This window comes from Paenibacillus sp. E194, from assembly GCF_000935845.1.
GTDB lineage: Bacteria > Bacillota > Bacilli > Paenibacillales > Paenibacillaceae > Paenibacillus_B > Paenibacillus_B alvei_B.
In genome coordinates this window covers 13,924-35,990 of the sequence record NZ_JMDX01000036.1, presented here as the reverse complement: position 1 = coordinate 35,990, position 22,067 = coordinate 13,924, and the positions used below count along the sequence as shown (strand labels likewise).

Sequence of the window (22,067 nt, the reverse complement as noted above, 5' to 3'; positions counted from 1 at the left end):
GTGGAAGAGATGGAGCAGCGGGTGCGCGATATCAAGCAGCGATTCGGATCGAGATTGTTAATTCCCGGCCACCATTATCAGAAGGATGAGGTCATTCAGTTTGCCGACATTACAGGGGACTCGCTGCAGCTTGCTCAGCGAATTACAGATGCAGAGTTTATTGTCTTTTGTGGTGTTCACTTCATGGCAGAGACGGCTGACATGCTGTCATCTCCGAGTCAAGTCGTTGTGCTCCCAGATATGCGTGCTGGCTGTTCGATGGCGGATATGGCCAATATGCAGCAGACCGAGGTGGCGTGGGAACGTCTGCAGGCAGTGTATGGAGACACCATTATTCCGTTAACCTATGTCAATTCATCGGCTGAGATTAAAGCCTTCGTTGGCCGACATGGAGGCGCGACAGTAACCTCATCTAACGCGAAGGAAGTATTGGCATGGGCGTTCAAGCAGAAGGAACGAATCCTCTTCCTGCCGGATCAGCATCTTGGACGGAATACGGCTTATGATCTGGGCATTCCGCTGAGCGACATGGCGTTGTGGGATCCAGAGCTGGGCGAGCTGGTAACAGATCGTGAGGATGTGCGAGGCATTCAGGTTATCTTATGGAAGGGACATTGCTCTGTACATGAGAAATTTACGGTAGAAAATATTCGCAGTATTCGGGAGCGGGATTCGGAGATTCAGATTATCGTTCATCCTGAATGCTCGCGTGAAGTCGTTGCGTTATCGGATTATGCGGGATCCACGAAGTATATCATTGATACGATCAATGCCGCGGAACCCGGAACGAAGTGGGGTATCGGAACGGAAATGAATCTCGTGAACCGCATCATCCATACTCACCCGGATAAGCAGATTGAATCGCTCAATCCGAATATGTGCCCATGCTTAACGATGAATCGGATCGACCTGCCTCATTTGCTCTGGTCATTGGAGCAGATTGACCAAGGCAAGCCGGTAGGCATCATTACGGTGCCAGAATCGATCAAGGTCGATGCTGTTAAGGCGCTGGATCGGATGCTGCAGATTTAGGTAAGGGCTATTAGAGGCGAGCGAATTATTGGAGATATCAATGTATTGCTGATTGAGAGTCGCAGGTGCATAGAGAATGTACACGCTATTTTCCATTATACCCAGCAATGGTTTCACAGTATCGACACCAATATACTATAGGGGGGTATGGTATACTGTGTGTGAATACGACTCAAACACCATGCGTAAGGGAGAGGTCTTGGATGGAAATCGCAATCATGCTATACGATGGAATCACAGCCTTAGACGCAATTGGGCCCTATGAAGTATTTGCGGCTACAATGAAATGCAAAGTGAAGTTTGTCGCCAAAGAAAAAGGGTTGATTACATTAGATTCGAAAATGGGCTATATGCATGCCGATTACAGCTTTTCGGAGATTACTTCAGCTGATATTCTTGTCGTGCCTGGCTGCAGCCCACCAAACTATAAAGCTCCGATGAATGATGAAGCTACGTTGAATTGGATACGCCAATTGCATGAGACCACGACTTGGACGACATCGGTGTGCAACGGTTCCTTGATTTTGAGTGCTGCTGGCTTGTTGAATGGTGCCAAGGCAACAAGTCATTGGGGATCCTTCGAACTGCTTCGTTCGCTTGGAGCCATTCCAACAGATGAGAGAGTGGTTCGCCATGGCAAAATCGTCACAGCGGCCGGCATCTCTTCCGGTATCGACATGGCACTCCAATTGGTAGCCTGGGAAATGGGTGAAGAGATGAGCAAAGGAGTGCAGTTGATCTTGGAATATGATCCTCAGCCTCCGTTTGATGCAGGTTCGCCCCATAAAGCGCCGGCCCCATTGGTAGAACAGATAAGAGGAATGCTTCAACAGTTCTCACAGCAGGAGCCGAATTTATAAATCGTAATACGTCTATCAGGTCTGGATACAGACAGGCGAGGATTAGAACAGAGAGATATTAGCAGATGAAAATAGAAAGCAGCAGTCTAGTACTTTATTCGGGTACTAGACTGCTGCTTTTTCATTTCCCAAGACGACCTGCATTACATTACTTCAGCAACGCAAGCGTCGCTCTGATCGCATTATCAATAAATGATTGCTGTGGACGAGACTTCAACATAACAGTCAGTCCAATTAGCGAGATGATGAGCGCTTGTGACAAAGCCTTCGCTTCTATATGGGCATCGAGCTCGCCTGATTGAATCCCGCGTTCTATCGTTTCTTGAAAAATGACAGACAGATACATTTGATGTTCTCTTGTTAGAATTTCGAATTTCTCATCATGAGGTGCAAGTTCGACCATGGTATTTATGCAAAAACAACCCCGACTGCAATCACCTGCATATTCCTCAGCAACCACATCTGCAAAAAACGCAGCAAATGCTTCTTTGACAGAAGAGTGGCTTTGAAGCTTGTCACGTGTCTCAGAAGCCCGGGACATCATGTATTTGCGCAGCGCAGTTTCGAACAATTCCTTTTTGTCTCCAAAGGCAGCGTATATGCTAGGGCGCTGAATCCCCATTCTGGAGGTTAAATCGCTTAACGAAGTAGCCTCATATCCCTTCTCCCAAAATAGCTGCATGGCCGCATCTAATACTTTACCTTCGTCAAATTCGCGAGTTCTTGCCACAATACATACCCCTCTTTTTTTACGTACTGAACAGTATGTTATTATTTTATGATTAGCTGTTCTCTTTGTCAAATATAGGACGGATTATCCCAACTGAGAGAAGATGGACACTTCTATAAACGCTAATGAAGTCCAATATACTTATTGACAATAGGAGTTGGCGTGAGCTATATTTACTGGGAATTATAACATACCGATCGGTACAATATAATAACTAAGGTAAGCGAATGGAGGTAAAGTGTGTCCAACATGGAGGAGATTCTTGAAAAGGCAGAGATTCATGCCCATGCCAAGGGAAATTCCGCACAGGAATCACAGCTTACGTCTGAATCTGATCAGCGCACGACGATGTCTCGTTATGTGATTCTGTTGTTTGCAGCTGCTTGCGGCATGTCTGTCGCCAATATCTACTTCGCTCAACCACTGCTCGATCAGCTGTCGGTTGAGCTTGGTATTGAGCATTCGCTCATTGGCATCGTGATTACGATCACTCAGATCTTTTATGGAGTGGGTTTGCTTCTGCTGGTACCGCTTGGAGATATGTTGAACCAGCGCCAGTTAATTATCGGACAGATGTTATTGTCCATGATCGCTCTCGTTATTGTGGGAACTGCTCCTACCAGCACCGTTCTATTTGTTGGCATGGCATTGGTGGGGCTGCTTGCCGTAGTGACGCAGACGCTTGTGGCGTTTGCAGCAACGATGGCTGCCCCCGCTGAACGAGGACGCGTCGTTGGCATGGTCACAAGCGGAATTGTCATCGGCATTCTGCTTGCAAGGTCCATTGCCGGTATTGTAACGGATCTTGCAGGTTGGCGTGCCGTATATCTGGTCTCCGCCGTGCTGCTGCTGCTTATCGTTTGTATGTTTGCTAGAGTGCTGCCCCATATTGAGCGTGAGGTCAGGTCACTGTCCTATCCTCAGCTGCTCGGATCCGTGATTACGTTGTTTGTACAAGAACGGATGCTGCGTATCCGCTCTGTCCTGGCGCTGCTGATTTTTGCTGATTTCAGCATTTTGTGGACTTCACTCGTACTGCCGCTTAGTGCGCCGCCGCTATCGCTTTCACACAGTGCTATCGGGGCGTTTGGACTAGCGGGTGTTGCCGGAGCGTTAGCGGCAGCACGAGCGGGAAAGCTGGCTGATCGAGGCTATGGACAGAGAACGACGGGCTTTTCTCTGGTTCTACTGCTGCTCTCATGGTTATTCATCCGCTATACGGAGCAGTCCTTATTCGCATTAATGATCGGCATAGTTCTGCTGGACTTGGCGGTGCAAGCCGTACACGTCACGAATCAGACGATGATTCTTCCTTTGCGCGCAGAGGCGCGCAGTCGACTAACTGCCGGATACATGGTGTTCTATTCGATCGGCAGCGCAAGCGGCTCAATTGCTTCAACCCATGTCTATGCACATTATGGCTGGGGCGGCGTATGCGTGCTCGGAGCCTCAGTCAGTGCAGCAGCTCTCCTTTTTTGGGCAATGACCAGACGCGTTGGGGCTGCTGCATGAAGGTAAGCTGCAGTCCTAAAATCTACAGTCTCAGCATCATGAATCACATTACTTACCACCTCACTCAACAGAACTGAATAATCACTCGAAATGAAGATGTGTACGACGTTAAATCAATGTTCTCAAGCCTACTCGATATGCTGTGAACGATACGAAAAGGAGAGATTGTTCGTGGAGATTGGTATTACTTCGTTTGTAGAAACAAAGCCGGATATTCAGACTGGTGAAGTGATCAGTCACGCACAGAGATTGCGCGAAGTCGTAGAGGAAATTGTGCTTGCTGATCAGGTGGGACTTGATGTGTTCGGCATAGGGGAGCATCATCGCGAGGACTATGCGGCATCTTCACCTGCAATAGTGTTGGCAGCGGCTGCATCACGAACGTCGCGCATTCGGCTGACTAGTGCGGTGACGGTACTTTCTTCAGCAGATCCAGTACGCGTTTATCAGGATTTTGCTGCGCTTGATGGGATTTCAAATGGACGTGCTGAAATTATGGCGGGCCGGGGTTCCTTTATCGAATCTTTTCCCCTGTTTGGCTATGATTTGAACGATTATGATGAGTTATTTGAAGAACATTTGGAATTGCTTCTTCACATAAGAGAGTCTGAAAAAGTTACCTGGTCAGGGGGACATCGGCCAGCGATTCACAATCTGGGCGTGTATCCGCGTACGGTTCAAGCTCCATTGCCGGTATGGATTGGGAGCGGGGGGAATCAGGAGTCCGCTATCCGTGCAGGTCTGCTAGGGCTGCCGCTGATGCTGGCGATCATTGGTGGGAGTCCGATGAACTTTGCACCGCTTGTGCAGCTGTATAAGAAGGCAGCCGCGCATGCTGGCCATGATGAATCGCGGCTCCAGGTCGGTTCACATTCGATAGGATTTGTTGCAGAGGATACGGAAGCAGCAGCTGATATGTTTTTCCCGTCTACCCAGGCAGGCATGAATAAACTCGGCAAGGAGCGGGGCTGGGCGTATTATGACCGTTCCAGCTTCGACGCCGCCCGCAGCTTTGAAGGAGCGCTATATGTTGGCGATCCGGACACGGTTGCTCACAAGATCATACACCTTCGCAAGCATGTAGGCATTACACGTTTTATGATGTATGTGCCCTTAAGCACGATGCCGCACGACCAAGTGATGAGAGCGATTGAGCTGTTAGGGACAGAGGTGGCACCACGAGTTCGGGAGGAAATTAGCAAGTGGGAAGCTGAAGAGGGAATTCAAGCGTAAAGCAAAGTTGTTATAGATGATAGAACAAGTGATTCGAAACTACATCTCAGTATGGGAGGAGCTCTTACATGAATTTCGAAAGCCGGGTATTGCCGGAATTAAGAGCGGCATTAGAACAATTTCCAGGTTTTCAACTAGAGGAGAAATTAGCGTGGAGCAGAAGCTTGTTGTCGAATCCTCCGATCGAGAAATCAGAGCATGTACATACAACAAGCCAGATGATTCCGGGGGCAGCAGGCGAGATGTTGGCCAAAGTATACGAACCTGCCTCGCGAACAAGCGCTAAGCTTCCGGCCATGCTGTGGATTCACGGGGGTGGCTATGTAATGGGACATCCGGATATGGATGATACCTTGTGCGAACGCTTCGTGCAGGCAGCGAATTGCATTGTCGTATCGGTCGATTATCGACTTGCTCCCGAGCATCTCTACCCAGCTGCAATTGATGATTGTTATGCAGGCATGATATGGATGACGAATGAAGCCGAATCGCTTGGCATTGATGTAGATCGAGTCGCGATAGCCGGTGCGAGTGGAGGCGGCGGTCTAACCGCAGCGCTTGCCTTAATGGCTCGCGACAAAGGCGGTCCGGCCCTTATCTTCCAAATGCCGCTATATCCGATGCTCGATAACCGAAATAAGTCGGCATCGAGCTATGAAGTTATGGCCGACAACGCAACCTGGAACCGGACGAATAACGTAGCAGCCTGGAGCATGTACTTGGGAGATGCTAGCGACACTCGCGAAGTATCCCCATACGTGGTGCCGTCGAGCGCAGAAAGTTTGGCGGGGCTGCCGCCGACCTATACGTGTATTGGCCAGCTCGATCTGTTTCGCGATGAGACGATTGATTATGTGACTCGACTTGCGGAAGCAGGTGTAGATGTTGAGTTCCATCTGTATCCTGGAAGCTATCATTGCTTCGAAGTGTTCGTCCCCGACGCGGAAGTGAGCCGGCGCGCAAGCCAGGGCTATGTGGATGCGATGGCCAAGGCGCTTAATCCGTCAGTCTGCTGATGCACCATACTTGACAGAAATGAATACACATGTAATAGTAAATGGAATGGATATATTTGCCTATCTAATTCAAGTGAAGGGGCGATGCATAGTGATGCGCGTTCATCATTGTTACTGGGATGAGCAATTTCATAGGTCGGCCCTTTTGAACAAGAGGCTGTGTGGAAGCTAACAACTTCCGCACAGCCTCTTTCTTTTGGTAAAGCAAGAAAGGAGAGGGATGGTTGTGGCAGTTAAACATTTGCAACAAGAAGAGCATACGGGGCCAATCACGCTGGACGGAGGACAATTGACACTAGGTCAACTGGCTGCGATTGCCTATGATTTCGCTCCAGTGGTTCTCGCGTCCGACGCCGTGCAGCGCGTCATGCGATGCCGTGAAATGGTCGAGGAATTCGTGGATGCGAATAAAGTGGTATATGGGGTTACTACTGGATTCGGCAAGTTCAGCGATGTCATGATTTCGCCGGAGGATTCGGCAGAATTGCAAACCAACTTAATTCGGAGCCATGCCTGTGCCGTAGGTTCTTTCTTGCCAGAGGCAGCGGTGCGCACGATCATGCTGCTGCGGGCGAACGCCCTTGCGAAGGGTTTCTCTGGCATTCGCCTGGAAACGCTTCAATTGCTCATTGATTGCTTGAATCGCGGCGTTCATCCGGTGATACCTGAGCAGGGATCACTTGGCGCGAGCGGAGATTTGGCCCCATTGTCGCACTTGGCGCTAGTTCTTATGGGTGAAGGGGAAGCTGTCTACCATGGAACGCGCATGTCCGGTCATGATGCATTGGCATCGGCAGGTCTGAAGCCCGTGCAGCTGCAGGCCAAGGAAGGACTGTCGCTAATCAATGGCACACAGATTATGACAGCAATCGGTGCACTGACTTATGTGCATGCACTGCGGCTTGCCAAGACGGCGGATGCGATCGCGGCTCTGACGGTGGAGTGCTTGAATGGGATTACGGATGCGTTTGCGGATGAGCTTCAGCGCGTCCGGCCGTATCCAGAGCAGATTGGCGTCGCTGCCAATCTGAGAACACTGCTGAGCGGCAGTCAGTTGACAACGAAGCAAGGCGACATTCGTGTGCAGGATGCCTATTCCCTGCGCTGCTTGCCTCAGGTTCATGGCGCATCGCGACAGGTGCTTGCTTATGTAGAGGATAAGTTGAATGTGGAGATGAACGCAGCGACCGATAATCCGCTTTTGTTTTTGGAACAGGGCACAGTCATCTCGGGCGGGAATTTTCATGGACAGCCGATGGCGTTTGCGATGGATTTCTTGAAAATCGGGATGAGCGAACTGGCCAACATAGCGGAGCGGCGCACGGAGCGGCTAGTCAATCCGGCATTGTCTGGCGGGCTGCCTGCTTTCCTTAGCCATCAACCTGGTATGGCGTCTGGCATGATGATTCCGCAGTACGTGAGCGCATCGCTCGTCTCGGAGAACAAAGTACTGGCTCATCCGGCGAGCGTCGACTCGATCCCTTCCTCCGCCAATCAGGAGGATCATGTATCGATGGGCACGACGGCTGCCCGCCATGCGGCACAAGTGGTAGACAATGTGTCCAAGGTGCTGGCCATTGAACTGATTTGTGCGGCAGAAGCCGCCGAGTTCCGAGGCGCAGGGAAGCTGGCTCCTTCGACGCGTGCGCTCTTCGACTTGGTGCGCAAGCTTGTACCGCCGGTAACGACGGATCGCTCACTAAGCAAGGAGATTGAAGCCGTTGCATCTGCGCTTAGCAGAGGGGAGTTCCTTCATGCCGTAGAGGAAGTAGCAGGCCGATTATATTAAGTCGACTTCAAGAAGAGAACATCAGGTTTCATATGAAAAGGAGGCGTAACAAGATGAATCAGGTAAAGAGAAGCATTCGTGCACCGCGCGGTAATGAGCTGACATGTAAAGGTTGGGTCCAGGAAGCGGCTATGCGCATGCTGATGAACAATTTGGATCCAGAAGTGGCGGAACGACCGGAAGACTTGGTGGTCTATGGCGGGATTGGCAAGGCGGCACGCAACTGGCCTTCCTACGAGGCCATTGTCCGTGAACTACAGCGGCTGGAGAGTGATGAGACGCTGCTTATTCAATCCGGCAAGCCGGTCGGTGTATTCCGTACGCATGAGCGGGCACCCCGCATACTCTTGTCAAACTCTGTGCTCGTACCGAATTGGGCGAACTGGGATCACTTCCGCGAGCTCGAACGCAAAGGGCTGATGATGTATGGTCAGATGACTGCGGGAAGCTGGATTTATATTGGGACGCAGGGCATTCTCCAAGGCACCTATGAAACGTTCGCGGAAGCTGCCCGACAGCATGCGGGAGGAACGCTTCGCGGCACGCTTACATTAACGGCCGGTCTTGGCGGCATGGGTGGTGCCCAGCCTCTTGCTGTGACGATGAATGATGGCGTCGTGATTGCTGTTGAGGCAGATCGTTCTCGGATTGAACGCCGAATTGAAACGCGTTACTGTGATGTATTGGCTGAGACCTTAGACGAAGCATTGGAACTCGCACATCAAGCAATCAATGAGAAGAGGCCGTTATCGATCGGACTGCTCGGCAATGCGGCAGAGCTGTTCCCTGAATTTGTGCGCCGCGGCATCAAGCCCGACTTCGTAACTGATCAGACTTCTGCTCATGATCCGCTCAACGGTTACATCCCAGTTGGTTACAGCTCGGAGGATGCGGCTGCTCTTCGCGTCCGCGATCCGAAGCATTATATCGAGCTGGCAAAGGCCAGTATGGCGGTTCACGTGCAGGCGATGCTGGACTTGCAGAAGCTCGGATCTGTTGTATTCGATTACGGCAACAACATTCGCCAAGTGGCATTCGATCAAGGTGTACAAGATGCGTTTGCATTTCCAGGCTTTGTTCCGGCTTATATTCGTCCGCTCTTCTGCGAGGGCAAAGGGCCATTCCGCTGGGCCGCCTTATCGGGCGATCCAGAAGATATTCGCAAGACAGATGAACTCGTATTGAAGCTATTCCCGGATAATGATCATTTGCGCCGCTGGATCACGATGGCCCAAGAGAGGGTGTCCTTCCAAGGTCTGCCCGCCCGTATTTGCTGGCTCGGATATGGAGATCGCGCCAAGTTCGGCTTAGCGATTAATGAGATGGTGAAGTCAGGCGAGCTAAGCGCTCCAATCGTTATTGGCCGCGATCATCTCGACTGCGGCTCCGTTGCTTCCCCGAACCGCGAGACGGAGGCAATGAAGGATGGCTCCGACGCTGTAGGAGACTGGGCAATCTTGAATGCACTTATTAATACATCGGCAGGAGCCTCTTGGGTATCTGTCCATCATGGCGGCGGCGTTGGCATGGGATATTCCTTGCATGCCGGTATGGTCGTCGTTGCCGACGGCACGGATGAAGCTGCGGAACGGCTGCGCTGCGTCTTGACGACCGACCCGGGGATGGGGGTCATCCGCCACGTAGATGCAGGTTATGATGAAGCGGTTGCGACTGCGGAGCAGCATGGAATCTGTATTCCAATGCGCCAACAGTCCTGAGAGCACGGAATCAATATTGTAATGCGCCAGCAGTCCTGACAGAACGGGAAATTGCCGATTGCTAACGACAAAGGATTAACGGAATATTACCCTACCTAAATACGCAACGAGGGAGGTTTCTTTCATTGGAACAGATTGATTTGCTTCTAACAGGTATCGGATGCTTATACACCCCCGAAGGTAATGGGCCCAGATATGGGGAAGAGATGGGGCGGATTCAGGAAATTGCGAATGCAGCTGTCGCCATTGATAAGGGAAAGATCGTATTGGTCGGACAAGAGGATGATGTGATGGCTGCCTTGGCTGGAACGGCTATTCGCGAGACGATTGACGTCGGAGGCCGCATCGTGACTCCTGGGCTCGTCGATCCGCATACGCATCTCGTTCATGGCGGCTCCCGTGAGCACGAGCTAGCGATGAAGCGCTCAGGAGTTCCCTACCTTGATATTCTGGCGAAGGGCGGCGGAATTCTAAGCACGGTCAAATCGACTCGGCAATGGAGCGAGCAAGAGCTATACGACAAGGCTTATCGAAGCCTGAATGAAATGCTGCTCCAAGGGGTAACGACGATAGAGGCGAAGAGCGGCTATGGCCTGAACCTGGAGACAGAACTGAAGCAGTTGCGCGTATCGCGTCACCTTCATGATACGCATCCGGTGGACATCGTCTCTACCTTTATGGGAGCACACGCTGTACCGGAAGAGTATAAAGGACGGACAGAGGAATTCGTGGCCGTAATCATTGAGGAAATGCTTCCGGCCGTTGCAGCAGAAGGGTTAGCGGAATTTTGTGATATCTTCTGCGAAGAAGGCGTATTTGACGTGGAGCAATCCCGTGTTATCTTGATGGAGGGCAGACACCATGGACTTATTCCGAAAATCCATGCAGATGAAATTGTTGCACTAGGCGGCTCTGAACTGGCGCAAGAGGTGGGAGCGATTTCAGCTGAGCATCTGGTGATGACAACTGATCAAGGATTAGCTAGTCTGGCCGCAGGGAAGGTTGTTCCGGTTCTGCTTCCGGGAACGACCTTCAACCTTGGTCTGTCCCAGCATGCCCGCGCCCGCGATATGATCGACAAGTTCCGGCTGCCTGTCGCACTCTCCACCGATTACAACCCTGGATCTTGTCCGACGGAATCGATCCAGCTCATCATCATGCTGGCATCCTTGAATTTGAAAATGCAGCCTGAAGAGATTCTGACAGCATGCACGTTGAATGCAGCTGCTGCAATCGGACGTGCAGCAGCCATCGGCTCTATCGAAGTCGGGAAGCGGGCGGACTTGACCATCTTCGATGCTCCTAATCTAGCCTACTTGCCGTATCACTTCGGTATCAATCATACATTCGGCGTCATCAAGAACGGCATGCAGGTAGTATGGAACCGTACCTTAATGGCGCAAGCGTAAGAAGGGGCGTACGATGGACACCCGCAGCGCACATCGGAGGGATTATCCCTCCGCGATCAACTGGAACTGGGAACGGTGGTCGCCCGTTGGATCCAGCAAAGGGACGTACGTACAGGAACAGCTGTAAGCTCTCATCGTGGGTGCTCCCCATTCCGGCGCGCGGGATGGCGGAGCGAAAGTGCGTCCTTCGACATCTAAAACCATCTATAGAGGACGCTGCCTAACGAAAGTGGGGCAGTGTTCTTTTTTTTGCGTGATCGCGCAAAATTAATTGCGTCGCTGCATGCAAATCATGCGAAACATACAGATTCGCCAATCTATTGCTGAATGTTATTTTTATTAAAAACAGTGATATTCAATAGATTGGAGTGAATACAGTTGGCTATATTTTATCAGAGGCTGAAGAATTTCTTTAATTTAAAGGATCAAGATTATGTTGATTTTCTGCGAAAATATGAAGCAAGAGGGAAGAAGCAAATTACGTTTTATTTAATGCTTGCTCTCATTCCAGGGGTACTGACTTATATTCTTATTTATTTTTTCCGTGAGCCGTTTATGGAATTGACGGGTTTATCTAGTCATAACACGCAGTTCTTCATCTTGGCTATTATGGCATCGGTCTGGCATGTATTTTTTCCATTTGCAATGTTACGATATGCTGATAAGCTCTCCTTTAAAGAATCCCTGCGGTATTTAGGCTTTACAAGACTGGATATTAAAGGGCTCGTTATTGTGTTTCCAGTAATTGTGATTCTATTTACGTTGCTCTCCCTTCCCTATATGAAGTTCATCTTTCCGCCTTTGCATGAATTTTTAAATAGCCTCCCATTCTTTCACATGGGAGAGTGGCATATTTGGCAGCAAGGTTATTATGATTTCCCGTGGTACTTGTTGGTGATTGGGGTGTTCGGAAATTTTGTGGGGGAAGAAATCTATTTTCGTGGTTACTTGCTCAGAAAAGTGGGCTCGCTTACATTTGATTGGTTAATTATTGCCGTATTATTTCAAATTTATCATATGTGGCAAGCACCGCAGAACTGGGCCTTCATTCCTCTCTCCATATTTATTCCCGAAGAGATATTAGTCAAACTCCGGAAAAATATTTATGGTGCCATTTTGCTTCATCTTTTTGTGAATACGATTTGGGGTATCATTACTTTTAAACTAGTTGGAGTGTAAAATGAGTAAAGAACCCATGCCACACGACTATATTAAATGTCAACCAAGGTGAATGTAATGAAAAACGTAAGGGCAAAGCATCAGTATTTCGTGTATCTATCTTTGTTTCTTTTTTTATTCGCTGCATTCTATATTCATGGGCAGTCTTTTCAATATCCCTATATAGGGGTTCAATTAGAGAATCATAACGATAAATGGTTCGTAGAAGGGATAGAGCCTGGAGGGAAAGCAGAAGAAATAGGAATCGCACCAGGCGACGAGCTCTTAGCCTTGGACGGAAAGAGATTGACCGATTGGCAACATAGCAAGATTATCGATATGAAACAAGTGAAGACGTATACGTTCCTCCATCACGGCACAGAAATACAAGGCAAGGTGGATCAGCGGGACTTTTTTAAACAGCTCTTTGCGATTGGCGTGGAATTGATACTCGTTGGAATCGGAAGTTTTACTTACTTTAGGAAGCCTGAATCACATATGATTCGCAAATTTTTCAAAATGAATATCGTGTTGGCGTTCATCATTTTGACGATTTATGCGACTGAATTGATCATAGCGAATGTAATCTTGGCCGCATGTTCAATCTGGATTCCTTACTTGATGCTCGACATGTTTCTTCAATTGATTTTTACAAAGGTAAGACCTATTGTGCAAAACCTGTTTACCTGCGCTAAAGTTGTGCTGGCAGTTTTTACTCTCTTTACCTCACTTACTATCACCATAGGCAAAATTCCAGACTGGATCAGGGATATTACACTTATTCAATTTATGCTTGCTATCGGAGCTATATTAATTTTAGGAAGACGAAATTGGAGGCACTTTGATCGAATACGAAAGAACTATTTGTTGATTCTTGTCACTGGAATTTCCCTTAGTTTTCTTCCTTTTTTATTCTTATATGCAATCCCCAACTTAGTAGGATTAAAGTATATATTAGCTCCAGAATATGCGCTTATGGGGCTTATCCCTTTTTCCTCTACGATTATGTACATTTTGATTAAACAGCGAATGGTAGATATGCAGCTTTATATTTCCCGGCTATATATCCATACGTTGTTTGTTGCCGGGCTGTTCTTTGTTTATTTATGCTCGTTCACATTTAGGTGGTCGCCTTTGATCTATATTTTTTTCATAGTCGCCTATACAGGCAGCTATCAGGGGGCTTTGAAATGGGCTAACGGCAAAGTAAACGGCAGAAAGCAATGGCTAGAGAAGGAGAAACTTAAACTCTCAATTCAGCTTGCGGAGAAGAAGAATAATCGTGATTTGATCGTGATGCTGGTGGAGATGATCCAAGAAGTAATCGACGTAGAGGGCATCTGCGTCCTATGGAGAGATGGCGTTCAACAACATGCCTATTGCGTCGGTATATTCGAAGAGCTGGAAGAAAAGTTATTAATGGAGGATTGTAGCGAGCTAGTTTTAAGACAAAAATATAACTTTAGCGAAGTGTTGAAAATAGGGGAGACGAATTATTTATGCCTTGGGCATAAGAGCAATAATACGTTTTTCTCGGCAGAGGAACTTCAGTTTTTAGAAAAAATACATATGGAAGTGTTTCGGTTATTAAGGAATGCTCAATTACTCTCCAATATGCAAAAAGTTTATATGTCGTCAAAAGTTCAAGATGGTGATAATACCAAAGAGGCAGCCAATCCTAACAACGAGATGAATAATTTATTATTAGAGGCACAGGAATCCGAGCGGATACAGACCTCTTACTTCTTACATGATCAAATCTTGCAAAACCTCATTTTCCTTTCACGTGATTTAGAAGAGCTGTATGATTCTAAAGTGATCAATAAACAGAAGGTGAAGCTATGGCTTCATTGTGTATATGATTCACAGAATGAGATTCGCCTATTATGTGACCGCCTTCATCCGCATATTGTTGACAAAACCGATTTAAAGGAAGCACTGCAATGGCTGATTCGCTCGACGAAGGAGAGAGCGGAGCTAGAAATCGAATTCCAGTATAGGCTATCGTCCGATCTAGTGCTGCAACCATTAGTGAAAACGAATGTTTTTAGAATCATCCGAGAACTGCTTACGAATGCAGTCAAACATGCCAATGCTTCAAAAGTAACCCTTAGTATTTGGAATTCCGGGCGTGTACTTCAGTGTAAAGTTCAGGATAACGGAACAGGGTTTGACGTTACGGAACTGGGTCAGAAAAACTCTGATCAACGTCACTTCGGTTTGGTATCCATTCATCATCAGGTCAATTATTTGGGTGGTTCAATGAATATTCATTCCTCAATAGGAGCAGGTGTAGAGGTTCATATTTGCGTGCCAGTAATGGAGGAGCATTCTCATGTTGGATAAAATTAAAGTGATGTTGCTGGATGACCACCCTTTAGTCATGGAAGGATTAAAGAACCGAATAAACGAGGAGAATGATCTTCATGTAGTCGGAACCTTCACGGATCCACGTGAGGGTATTCAAGAGCTGGAACATTTGAAGCCAAATGTATTCGTGATGGATATTTCAATGCCGCATATGGATGGCTTCGAAGTGGCGAAGTTATGCAAAGAGAAATTCGGGCTAGCTATGAAAATTATTATGCTGTCCGGCTACACCTATGAGGAGTTCTACCAAAAAGCGTACGATATTGGAGTCCATGCTTATTTATCCAAACAAGCTACTTACCAGGAGATCATTAATGCGATCAGGCAAAGTGTATTAGGCCATATTCTAATACCGGAGAACGTTCTAAGCGGTCTAAAGCAAGATCAACTGACCGCTACGGAGCGGGAAGTGCTTAAACTGATTGCTCAAGAAAAGAGTAATCAAGAGATCTCTATTATTCTTGCGATGAGCAAGCGAACCGTTGAATATCACATTGCATCTATTATTGATAAGTTTGGAGTTAAGACGCGCATTGGTGCTGTCGTAAAGGGCTACGAATCCGGTATGCTAATAAATCAAACCCAGTAGAACGGCGGATACAGCTCGTGATCCATTTGCAGCTCGTACTCTTCTGTAATCTTCATGAGTGCGAGGTTAATTATTTTGAAGGCAATCTGTATGAGAATGATCCAGCCTTACTATAAAGAAAATCCCTCCTCAATGAGGGGGGATTTTCATATAGGAACTGTGAACAGTTTATCAGCCTGCAGCCCATACATCCAATTCAATTTTCAATTCTGGAAGACCTAGTCCTGCAACATAGGCGATCGTCATCGAAGGAGGAGTAGCGCCGAATACGTTATTCCACTCCGCGTCGAAATGATCCCAGTCGATTTCTTCCGTCGCCCAAATATTCACTTTCACGACATGATCAGGCGTCAGCATCTGAGAAGCAAGGAGGGCAACAATGTTGCTCATTGTATTCGTTACTTGTTCGTTGAAGTCAGTGGGAATATGATTGCTTGAATCGATTCCAATTTGGCCAGAAAAAACATACAGCTCCGCATTTCTGCTAATTTTGGTTACATGGCTGTATTCTCCAACCGGCTTTGCAATTGATTCTGGATTATATCTGGAAACGATAGAATTGGTTTGTGTCATAAGTAATATCTCCTTTTAAATGGTTTCGGTTATTTCCTTCAAAATGGACAGACTTATCCCGTCACATTGAATTCTAGAAGAAAACAGCAGTAGAATACCCGATACCGGAGGACAGGTTCTTCAAAGCTCTCTTTTTCATCAGGTACTCACTCCTTCCCATTTAAAAGCGAATTATTTGATGTAAAACACCTAAATTATAGCATTAGATCTGTTTCGATACTAGGGGACATTCACATGGTGAAATGACAGACTTTTGAATTGCGCTTCAATCCCGACCTACAAGAGCTTGAACTGGCAATCACGATCGTATGCCTATATATCAAGATAGCAACCATTGAGAAGTTGAACAATATAACTGCCACGACCGACATGCATAGAATGACGAAGATGATGAACAAATAGATGAACAAATAGATGAACAAATAGATATAGACTCGGCACACGGAGGCTCTTTCTCCGTGTGTTTTTTTGTTGCAACCAGTTATCATCCGAAAATGACCGACTATCGATCTTCCGATAGTTAGAACCGAGAGAAGGGGATGAGATGACGTGAAATTCGAAGTATCGATTAATCCATCGCAAAATCCCCTTGCTAGGATGTATATTCGCCGTGTCCCAACTGGATTTGTGTCATATGGTGAATAGGGAGGAGGGGAAACAAAATTGGAAGCCTATCAGAATTGCTTGTACTGTATGAACAAAAAAGTTCGTATCCTGACGATGGACCGCCAAGAATACCGAGGGACGGTTGTTAAGGTAGATTATCAAAATGTCTATTTGCGTCCTGAAGCGAATTATGGAGCTGTAAGAACGTCAGGCTTTTTTCCTTTCGTTAATAACGATATCATAACCTTAAGCTTATTCACATTACTCGCTATTGCATTGATATAACTTGATGGATCCGGAGCTCGGCATTTGCCGGTCGATTTCGTCTCATGACGAGCTTCGGGCTTACATATTCTTTGTTTTGTTTGAGTCTACTCATTTCATAAAAGAAGTAAATTTATTCAGTGAATCATGTCATATCGCTACCCTAGTGGGAAGCATGTTTGAATCGTAAAATGATAGATAGAACGGCACCACAGATTCCTTGCGCTTCACTTCACATTAATTTAGGAGGTTATTAATTTATGAAGAAAAAGATTGCCACAGGTATTTTGGGGCTTGCGATGGTAGCGGGCTTGTCCACGTCAGCGTTTGCAGCAGATTCGATTTTTGTATATGAGCATGAAAGAAACGATACGTTTTCGAAGGCTAACACGTTCCAATTGACAAATAATGTTATTATTAGTGGAAACGCTTTTGAAGGTGATAAAGACTATTATCGATTTGCCGCACCTGAAACGGGATCATTTAAGTTTGATTTTGGTGCTGCAAACATTGATCTTCCTGCAGGGGAGGCAGTAGTTACTCTCTACGACGAAAATGAAAATAAAATAAGAAGTAAAAAGGTGAATTCACGCAACGAATTGATATTTACTGAGGATTTGGTCAAAGGCCATAAGTATTATCTGAAAGTAGAAAGCACTTATACTAGATCCTATGATTATTTAATATGGATTGATAAACAAAACTGATCGCAACGTCAAAAATGTCGACCTCGTTTGTCCCGATGAATGATTCATTCGTCGGGATTTTTCTTTGTGGTGTAAAAAGAAATCCTCGAAATATTCTTCAACCCACTTTGAATGGTCAACCTCAAAAACGGCGGACATTATTGAATATAAGAAGACCATTTTTATTCTCTACTATTTTTTATGCGCCCTTCTAATTATACTTACATGTGTACATGGTAGAACGTTGTATGGCTGATTCACACATTGTTTAGGGGGAGCAGTATTGAAATCACCGCTTATGTCTTATGCAACTTTATTTCTCGGGGTGTTGGCATTATCGACTTCAGCTATCTTCGTGAAGTTAGCAGATGCGCCGGCTGGCATTACGGCGTTTTATCGGATGTTTTTTGCAGCGGTTATGCTGCTGCCGTTTCTTCTTGCGGACAAAGAGAGCATGCGAGAAATATGTTCATTGTCGAAGAAGCAATGGGGGTATGGACTGCTCTCAGGCTTATTTCTAGCCACGCACTATGTGCTCTGGTTTGAGTCATTGAATTACACGTCAGTCGCCAGCTCAACGGTGATCGTAACCCTGCAGCCGCTCTTCTCTATGGCAGGAGGCTACTTTTTGTTTAAAGAACGCTTCCGTATGGGGGCCATCCTCGGCTGCTTCGTAGCGATTGCAGGCAGCTTCGTCATCGGGTGGCAGGACTTCCAGATAAGCGGGCAGGCGCTGTTCGGCGATATTCTTGCCTTTATTGCGGCAGGAGTCATTACGGCTTACTTCTTTGTAGGTCAGCATGTTCGCAAACAATTGTCACTCATTCCTTATTCCATCATTGGCTATGCAAGCAGTGCGCTCTTGTTAAGTCTCTTTTCCTTAATTCAACAAGCATCCTTCTTCGATTATTCCACGAACACCTGGTGGTCCTTTATCGGACTCGCCTTCATTGCAACGATTTTAGGTCAGACGTTATTCAATTGGCTGCTGAAATGGCTCAGTACGTCGGTCATTTCTATGAGTATTCTTGGGGAGACGGTCGGAACGTGCATCCTTGCTTATTTCATTTTGGATGAGGTTATCACGGTACAGCAAGGCATTGGCATTGCACTCATTTTGATTGGACTCGCTATTTTCTTATTGCAGCAACGACAGGTAACCGAGCACCAGACAAATCGTAAGGATATTGGGGCATAGATAGAATGGAGTGTGAATTATCAATTGTAAATGCTGTAGGGACAAATAAACTGCATCTCCCTTGTTAGATGGTGTCTATCGAAGGGGATGCAGTTTATTTATGGTGGTACTATATCAGACTATGATTCATGGTTAACGTTTGATTTATCTAGAAATAATAGATGTAATAGATGCTCCTTTACCTGTCACCGCGGGGAGAGGGGAGCAAAGGAATGGTAGTAATCGTCTATTCATCTTCAGTGCCTGGCAACGGCTGACCCGCTTGGAGCAATAGCTTGCTGGCCTCTTCTTTGGACAGATTCGCGGTGTCGTATTTTTTGCCTGTCCTGTTTTCTAGTTGCCGAACTGCGGCAAGCTGAGTGCCTGTGATGGGCTGGTCACGAATGAGCCGTTCTATATTACCGAATGCAATTTTGTCAATCAACGCTGGATCATCTAATGCATCGAGGAGCATATACATGGCTTGAATTGCGTTTTCTTCGCTCGAGAGGCCGTAACCTGAATCCGTGCTTAGCAAAAAGCGATCCGGAAACTCCTTGATGATAGGAACGAAATCCTCCAGCTTATAGGCACTTGATGGGTTAAATGCCGTAAAGCCAGCAAAAAAATCCGCGTAGACATTCGGGTGTTCGCTTAGCAGTGAGCGTATATTTTCGGGAGAATTGTGGGCATTTGCATGCCCAAAGATAAATATAGTATCTGGGTATTTATTGGCCGCTTCCTCCAGTTTCAGCATAGGGATGCCTTCAGGAGGATCAATATGCATTAATATAGGAGCCTTGTACTCGGCACATAATGCATAGAGGTCAGGCAAAATGCCATCCATTGGATGCTCTGTCTTCCATATGGAATGTGCGAGTGCTTCCGAGTATGTAGATGCGATTGCAAGCTCTCCTAATCCGAAAAAGCCTTGCTCTAGATAATCTTTTGCTGCCTTCAACCCAGATGGCTCTAATAAATGAATGCCTGAGGCGAAAGGGATAAACCGTTCAGGATACTGCTGATAGGCCTTCCATGTGATTTTATCTGTTCCGACAGCACTTGGTTCGGATACATTCCCAAATAGGACGATACGATCCACACCGTATTTATCCCACATCATATCTAGCTTCCAATCGTATGCCCGATTTGATGCGCTATGATTGTGAGCATCTACTAGTTTTATATCCTTATATTGTTGCGCCCAATCTTCTAATTTCTTGGCTGGTGGTACAGAAGCCTTATCTATATCATCTTGAGCAGCACATGGAGTGACGGCTGGTTTTTCTTGCTGTGTAGACCCATACATGAATAAAGCTGCTAAGATCAATATGAGTATTGCAATAAGTAATGCCATGCGAATTTTGCTGTACTTAGTCATATTGATCCTCCTTGTACGTTGATCTCTTATCTAGCTTAGTTAGGTGTGTAACTGATAGTCTCTCTTAAACAACAGTGCTTATGAGGAAGTTACTTCGTATTCAGCTTATCACACTTAGCAGGAAAGGAAGATGTTCAATCGGTTTGTGCCGAAAGGGAGACGCGCATATATATTGATATTGGGCAATCGCGCAATGGAAGGGATCGCATACGAGAGAGTCCAGTTGACTTTGACAGTGTAGAGAAATATCTTAAGAATATAACAGATCATTATGGACGGAAGCGGTTTTTATATATGAAAGGTGGTATGTTTATGCGAATCAAATGGTTCGGGCAATCGACTTTTTTATTGACTTCGCAGGCAGGAACGAGGATCTTGATTGATCCGTACGGACGTCTGCTTCGTTATCGAATGCCTAAGGTAGAAGCGGACATTGTTCTGGTTACGCATGAACACCGCGATCATAATCAGATTCAGGTAGTGGTTGGCGATTACTTGCTTGTAAATGAGCCGAAGGAATACACCTATGGTGACGGTGAGGTGCTGATCAGTGGCTTCAAGACCTTTCATGATAAAGTGAACGGCGCGAAAAAGGGTGATAATATTGTATTCCGCATTCAAGTCGATGGCCTGACTATCTGTCATTGTGGGGATCTGGGTCATCTGTTGTCTGAAGAGCAAAGCCAAGCAATCGGCAAGGTAGACGTTCTTATGACTCCTGTAGGCGGAAGAATGACCATTAACGGAGGGGAAGCGGCTCTGCTAATGCGTCAATTGCACGCAACGATAACCATCCCGATGCATTATCGAACGAAGGCGCTCCGTCCACTAGGATTTTTGATTTTTGATAAGGTAGATAAATTTCTCGCAGCATCCGGTCAGCAGGTTAGAAGCTATAAAGAGCTGGATATTACACAAGACAGTTTGTCTCAAGCCGCGGGCGTAGCCATCATGCAATATTGAGACAGTTACGGAGCATGAACGAACCTGACGGTTGTGTAGAAATGCCTCCGAAACCATTTTGATAGATTGAACCAAATAATTCCGTTATAATCATCTCAGATTGTTAGCACATCGGAGGTGCTCTACTTGCTAGAAGGAAACCGAGATCACTCTCATGCACTTCATAACATACATTGGGACGACCTGAGGGCGGATTGCGAGAATTGTTTCGGGCTTTGTTGTGTTGCGCTCCCATTTGCTGTTTCGGCTGATTTTGCGATGAGCAAGGATGCGGGAGTACCTTGCTCGAACTTGCAAGCTGATTATCGCTGCGGGATTCACGCGAATTTGCGGGCACGAGGATGTAAAGGGTGCACCGTGTTCGAGTGCTTCGGCGCAGGACAGAAAGTGTCGCAGATTACGTTTGAGGGGATCGATTGGCGAGAAAGCTCAGAGAGAGCGAAAACCATGTATCACGTTTTTCCGATTATGCATCAGCTCCACGAAATGCTGTGGTATTTACATGAAGCACTTGTGCTAGAGGCAGCTTGTTCCATTCGCCAAGAGCTTAATATGACGCTGGCGGAGACAATACGTCTGACAGAGCTCCGTGCAGATGAAATTCTGAAGGTGGATGTTCACGCGCATCGCGCAAATGTAAATAGGCTGTTATTGCAAACGAGTGATCTGGTCTGGATGGACGTGCGTCGCAATCTGAAGGGTAATTCGAAGGAGAGACGGAAAAATTACCGTGGGGCCGATCTCATGGGGGCGAAATTAAAAGCAGCTGATCTCAGAGGGGCTGATTTAAGAGGAGCCTATCTGATCGCGGCTGACTTGCAGCATGCGAATTTGCGCGCAGCCGACCTCATCGGAGCGGACTTGCGCGATGCAGATCTTTGCGGCGCGGATTTGAGAGGCAGTATTTTTCTGACTCAGGTACAGATTAACGCAGCGAAGGGGGATTTGCATACTCAACTGCCGGGAAGGCTGTCTCGACCGGCCCATTGGACAGCATAGCC

The 22,067-nt window shown here is 46.9% G+C and carries 19 protein-coding genes and 1 pseudogene; 17 read left to right on the top strand and 3 right to left on the bottom strand.

Annotation, left to right across the window (positions count from 1 at the left end):
• Both nadA and AZ66_RS07515 read left to right on the top strand, forming a co-directional pair.
• Window positions 1-1,032: a quinolinate synthase NadA gene (gene nadA / locus AZ66_RS07520; protein WP_231586775.1), complete on the top strand. Its 1,032-nt coding sequence runs from the start codon at window positions 1-3 to the stop codon at window positions 1,030-1,032.
• Window positions 1,033-1,235: 203 nt separating this feature from the next.
• Entirely contained in the window at window positions 1,236-1,892 is a 657-nt protein-coding gene (locus tag AZ66_RS07515; RefSeq protein ID WP_044354275.1) for a DJ-1/PfpI family protein, read from the top strand.
• A gap of 148 nt (window positions 1,893-2,040) precedes the next feature.
• On the opposite strand, the gene AZ66_RS07510 is transcribed toward AZ66_RS07515, so the two are convergent.
• Complete coding sequence (locus AZ66_RS07510) at window positions 2,041-2,622, bottom strand: TetR/AcrR family transcriptional regulator (RefSeq protein ID WP_021259688.1); 582 nt, start codon at window positions 2,620-2,622, stop codon at window positions 2,041-2,043.
• Between the two features lie 249 nt (window positions 2,623-2,871).
• On the opposite strand from AZ66_RS07510, the gene AZ66_RS07505 reads away from it, so the two are divergent.
• The 10 genes and pseudogenes from AZ66_RS07505 (at window position 2,872) to AZ66_RS07465 (ending at window position 15,416) form a co-directional block, all read left to right on the top strand.
• Complete coding sequence (locus AZ66_RS07505) at window positions 2,872-4,134, top strand: MFS transporter (protein ID WP_044354282.1); 1,263 nt, start codon at window positions 2,872-2,874, stop codon at window positions 4,132-4,134.
• A 171-nt stretch (window positions 4,135-4,305) separates the two neighbouring features.
• Window positions 4,306-5,367: an LLM class flavin-dependent oxidoreductase gene (locus AZ66_RS07500; RefSeq protein WP_044354273.1), complete on the top strand. Its 1,062-nt coding sequence runs from the start codon at window positions 4,306-4,308 to the stop codon at window positions 5,365-5,367.
• A 68-nt stretch (window positions 5,368-5,435) separates the two neighbouring features.
• Complete coding sequence (locus tag AZ66_RS07495) at window positions 5,436-6,383, top strand: alpha/beta hydrolase (RefSeq protein ID WP_044354272.1); 948 nt, start codon at window positions 5,436-5,438, stop codon at window positions 6,381-6,383.
• Window positions 6,384-6,609: 226 nt separating this feature from the next.
• Window positions 6,610-8,172 (top strand): histidine ammonia-lyase, encoded by a 1,563-nt coding sequence (gene hutH, locus AZ66_RS07490; protein WP_044354271.1) that lies wholly within the window; start codon window positions 6,610-6,612, stop codon window positions 8,170-8,172.
• Window positions 8,173-8,225: 53 nt separating this feature from the next.
• Window positions 8,226-9,890 (top strand): urocanate hydratase, encoded by a 1,665-nt coding sequence (hutU, locus tag AZ66_RS07485; RefSeq protein ID WP_044354270.1) that lies wholly within the window; start codon window positions 8,226-8,228, stop codon window positions 9,888-9,890.
• A gap of 125 nt (window positions 9,891-10,015) precedes the next feature.
• On the top strand, window positions 10,016-11,299 hold the full coding sequence (gene hutI, locus AZ66_RS07480) for an imidazolonepropionase (protein ID WP_044354268.1): 1,284 nt from the start codon (window positions 10,016-10,018) through the stop codon (window positions 11,297-11,299).
• Window positions 11,300-11,677: 378 nt separating this feature from the next.
• A complete protein-coding gene (locus tag AZ66_RS07475) occupies window positions 11,678-12,478 on the top strand; it encodes a CPBP family intramembrane glutamic endopeptidase (RefSeq protein WP_044354267.1) in 801 nt (266 codons plus the stop codon).
• Window positions 12,479-12,514: 36 nt separating this feature from the next.
• Window positions 12,515-12,790 (top strand): annotated as a pseudogene (locus tag AZ66_RS33730) (PDZ domain-containing protein); the annotation flags it as partial.
• Between the two features lie 165 nt (window positions 12,791-12,955).
• A complete protein-coding gene (locus AZ66_RS07470) occupies window positions 12,956-14,803 on the top strand; it encodes a sensor histidine kinase (protein ID WP_231586774.1) in 1,848 nt (615 codons plus the stop codon).
• A complete protein-coding gene (locus AZ66_RS07465) occupies window positions 14,793-15,416 on the top strand; it encodes a response regulator transcription factor (RefSeq protein WP_044354265.1) in 624 nt (207 codons plus the stop codon). The genes AZ66_RS07470 and AZ66_RS07465 overlap by 11 nt, the downstream gene beginning before the upstream one ends.
• Window positions 15,417-15,587: 171 nt before the next feature.
• Here the strand turns inward: AZ66_RS07465 and AZ66_RS07460 are convergent, their stop codons facing one another.
• Window positions 15,588-15,989 carry a RidA family protein gene (locus AZ66_RS07460; RefSeq protein WP_021259678.1) on the bottom strand — a complete coding sequence of 134 codons (402 nt, stop codon included), beginning with the start codon at window positions 15,987-15,989 and terminating at the stop codon, window positions 15,588-15,590.
• A gap of 663 nt (window positions 15,990-16,652) precedes the next feature.
• Between AZ66_RS07460 and AZ66_RS07455 the strand changes: the two genes are divergently transcribed.
• From AZ66_RS07455 to AZ66_RS07445, 3 genes are all read left to right on the top strand, one after another.
• On the top strand, window positions 16,653-16,880 hold the full coding sequence (locus AZ66_RS07455; RefSeq protein WP_021254085.1) for a hypothetical protein: 228 nt from the start codon (window positions 16,653-16,655) through the stop codon (window positions 16,878-16,880).
• Window positions 16,881-17,119: 239 nt separating this feature from the next.
• Window positions 17,120-17,566: a hypothetical protein gene (locus AZ66_RS07450; protein WP_021259677.1), complete on the top strand. Its 447-nt coding sequence runs from the start codon at window positions 17,120-17,122 to the stop codon at window positions 17,564-17,566.
• Between the two features lie 262 nt (window positions 17,567-17,828).
• Entirely contained in the window at window positions 17,829-18,743 is a 915-nt protein-coding gene (locus AZ66_RS07445; RefSeq protein ID WP_044354264.1) for a DMT family transporter, read from the top strand.
• A 226-nt stretch (window positions 18,744-18,969) separates the two neighbouring features.
• Here the strand turns inward: AZ66_RS07445 and AZ66_RS07440 are convergent, their stop codons facing one another.
• The gene (locus AZ66_RS07440; RefSeq protein WP_044354262.1) at window positions 18,970-20,103 is read right to left on the bottom strand and encodes an amidohydrolase family protein; all 1,134 of its coding nucleotides are present in this window, start codon (window positions 20,101-20,103) and stop codon (window positions 18,970-18,972) included.
• 312 nt (window positions 20,104-20,415) lie between these two features.
• Here AZ66_RS07440 and AZ66_RS07435 point away from each other — a divergent pair, with 312 nt between their 5' ends.
• Entirely contained in the window at window positions 20,416-21,066 is a 651-nt protein-coding gene (locus AZ66_RS07435) for an MBL fold metallo-hydrolase (RefSeq protein ID WP_044354261.1), read from the top strand.
• A 126-nt stretch (window positions 21,067-21,192) separates the two neighbouring features.
• On the top strand, window positions 21,193-22,065 hold the full coding sequence (locus tag AZ66_RS07430) for a pentapeptide repeat-containing protein (protein WP_044354260.1): 873 nt from the start codon (window positions 21,193-21,195) through the stop codon (window positions 22,063-22,065).
• Window positions 22,066-22,067 lie beyond the last annotated feature (2 nt).